This window comes from Vibrio xiamenensis (assembly GCF_900100015.1).
Lineage (GTDB): Bacteria > Pseudomonadota > Gammaproteobacteria > Enterobacterales > Vibrionaceae > Vibrio > Vibrio xiamenensis.
The window spans coordinates 1-2,885 of sequence record NZ_FNDD01000072.1 but is presented as its reverse complement, the minus strand read 5'-3'; the positions used below and the strand labels follow the sequence as shown (position 1 = coordinate 2,885).

The window sequence follows — 2,885 nt, the reverse complement described above, 5'->3', positions numbered from 1 at the left end:
AAAACGGAACCAGTAGGAAGTCGGTCTATTTTGGCTAGTAACGTCTTACTTCTAACTTTTACGCAAAATCTATGATGAAGACATAAAGTATTAATCATGAGCCACAAGTAAAAAGGTTACACAAAAATAAATGTATATTAAATCTTGCGCCGACCACCTAAAGGTTACACATTTATACTTAACATTAAGTATTTAACTGTAACGTTACAAATCGCTAAACATTTACGTAAATGTTTAGTAATATGTAACGTTACATATTGATACATGACGTAAATATATTTACACAAATGTAACTCTTACAGTGTCGTGTACTAAAATGTAACTTTGTGGTTATTTGACAACCAATTTATTTTGATGTAACCTTAAGTTAATTTATTGTCGATGGAGCGAGAGCTATGAGTACTAACACTGTCAACCCAAAATCGTTTGATAATTCAGAACGGATAGAGAAAAGAAACCGGAAATTTGACTTCCCTAAACTTGTTACGGCCTTTTTAGAAGAGGTGAGAACAACGGATTTAAGCGACCTTCCCCAAGGGCAGAAAACCGTCAAACATAAGCGTTCTGCACAAAAGGTCATTACAGCTTTGTACGGGAAGCGTGTTCAAAAAGACCGTAACTCCATTTCTTTGAACATGGCCTCTTCTTACCTAAAGGATGTGAGAAATGCTGTTAGTGCCAATGGCGTTAAACACCATTCGTTTGATGAAACGATTGAACGGTTACGGAATAAATACCCGTTATGCGCCTATATGCTGCACGGCTGGGATGAGCTTTCATTAGAAGAAACGCGCAAGTCTTGGAAGACACTGACCGATAAATTAAAGCTAGTGACCGCTTTAGAGAAAAATTTAAAAGGCCTGACGCCAGAAACACCGCGCTATGCCAGTGTGGTTAATGAGCGAATAAAAACGTTACCAGAATGGTCGAGCGAACTGGAAGCGTTAAAGACCATTAAGCCTGCAGAACGTGCTGAGAAAATTGCGCACCTGCACGATGTTATCAACCAGGTACCCGATTTCTACAGCCAGCTCTCTTCACTAAAAATCGACCACGAGGTTATGCGCCACTTACGGAAAGATGCTTTTGCTCGAGATACCAGTTCAGCAGAGAAAAAGCGCTCACTGACCGAGAAGAAAGAAACCGCTATCGAAATCGACTATGTGAAGACCATGCAAGTGCTCGACTTATTACTCAGCCCTTCTAGTGCTGATAGATGGGAAGCGCTGGCGACAGGTGTTGCGCTGGCAACCGGACGCCGAGCGATCGAGGTTTTGTTCCAGGGACAGTTTGAGAAAGTGGATAATCACCAACTTAAGTTCGTAGGCCAAGCGAAGAAACGAGGCGGCATGACGGATGATGCGATGATCATTTATACGCTGACCGATGCCAATAAAGTTCTTGATGCCATCAACCGGCTGCGTCTGTTTCCAAACATTCTTGCGCTTAATTCGCTAGAAGCCACTCGCCAATATTCGGTGAACCAGCTGGTAGCCAATCGCACTGCGCGACCACTAAATGAGTTCATACGTGATCTTTTAGAATTCAAACCTATCACTGAGAACGGTGGGGAGATTTACCGCGAGTGGCTATTTAAGGATACCCGGGCAATCTATGCCAAGGTTTGCTTCGAATTGTTCTTTAAAGAGGATACGCGCTGGAAAAGCAAAGATGAAAACATGTTCTATAAAGAGCTGCTTGGCCACCACGACACTGACGCGCAAGCGCACTACATGCAATTTAAGGTGTTGCATGCTGGCCAATCTTGGGAGCCATTGGTTGTTGATTCAGATAAGCGGCGCCTGGATGCAGTAAAAGCGATGTCCGATAACGAATGGATAAAAGGTACCTCCGCAAGAATTAAACTGCATGAAGCGGTAATTAGCATGCTGGAAGAGGACCCATATCGCGTGATTAAAGCGATAGATATCCGTAAGGACAACGATGGGAAAACTCGTAACTATAAGATGGTCACTGAGTATCTCACGTTAATGGAAGATGCGTTGAAACTCGACTGGTCTATCGACGCCATTATGGATAATAAAGCGGCGCGAAGCGTTACCGAAGAGAAAAAGGCAAAGCCAGAACCTACTGAAGAGGAAGCCATCATTCACCCCAAATTTAAGGGTTCGAAAGATGAAAACGGATTATGGCTGGTGGAAATTAGCCTTGGTGATGATGTGTTCTCTATTGATGCCGGGGAAGCTAAAAATATGATGGCAGCTTTCAAAAAGGCTTGGGCGATTTATGAATTTCGGAAATCACTTCCTGATACGCCACCGGAGCCAATTCTAATCAAGGATAACGGCATGTGGCATGCGAGAATTGAGTTTAAAGGTCGAGTTATTTGTGAAGTATGGAATCCAAATAAGAAGGCCAGTAAAGACGCTGCAGTGGCGATGTATGCCAAGGCTAAGTTGTAAGTAATTTGAATGCCCCTGCTGCAACAGGGGCAAGACACTTAAAATATGGAGCTATAAGAAATGTCCGACAAAGAGACTAGCAAAGAAGATCTTTACTTTCCAGAGTTTGAGGGGGAATGGTTTCCAAACGAGGACCGTTACATGGGCTTAGATGAATTTATGAAACTTACCGAAGAACCAATTACAGCTTAATAGGGGTAATGAGTGCAAATACCTGATTGGACACCGCCACCATGCCCAAAGTGTGGATCAGATGAAATGTATCACAAACTGGTCAGTCACGTTCCATCTACGAAGGCATTCAGAACTGAAAATGGTTGGTATTGCTCAACATGCAATGCAGGGCCGTTTAAGTTGGGAAACGTATCAGAATCGGACGCCGCGCAATTCGCCGTGGCTTTAATAAACAGATAAGTAGGGAAAACGAATGTTATATCCAGTAAACGAAGAAACAAAATCAAT

Annotated in this window: 3 protein-coding genes; 2 read left to right on the top strand and 1 reads right to left on the bottom strand. The window is 42.8% G+C overall.

Annotation, left to right across the window (positions count from 1 at the left end; translation table 11 throughout):
- The first annotated feature begins 395 nt into the window (after nt 1-395).
- Both BLS03_RS25205 and BLS03_RS26065 read left to right on the top strand, forming a co-directional pair.
- A complete protein-coding gene (locus BLS03_RS25205; RefSeq protein WP_093279588.1) occupies nt 396-2,423 on the top strand; it encodes a protelomerase family protein in 2,028 nt (675 codons plus the stop codon).
- 60 nt (nt 2,424-2,483) lie between these two features.
- Nucleotides 2,484-2,615 (top strand): hypothetical protein, encoded by a 132-nt coding sequence (locus tag BLS03_RS26065; RefSeq protein WP_281241251.1) that lies wholly within the window; start codon nt 2,484-2,486, stop codon nt 2,613-2,615.
- An 86-nt stretch (nt 2,616-2,701) separates the two neighbouring features.
- Here BLS03_RS26065 and BLS03_RS25860 read toward each other — a convergent pair.
- A partial coding sequence (locus BLS03_RS25860; protein WP_218122057.1) for a hypothetical protein occupies nt 2,702-2,885 on the bottom strand: 184 nt, incomplete at its 5' end.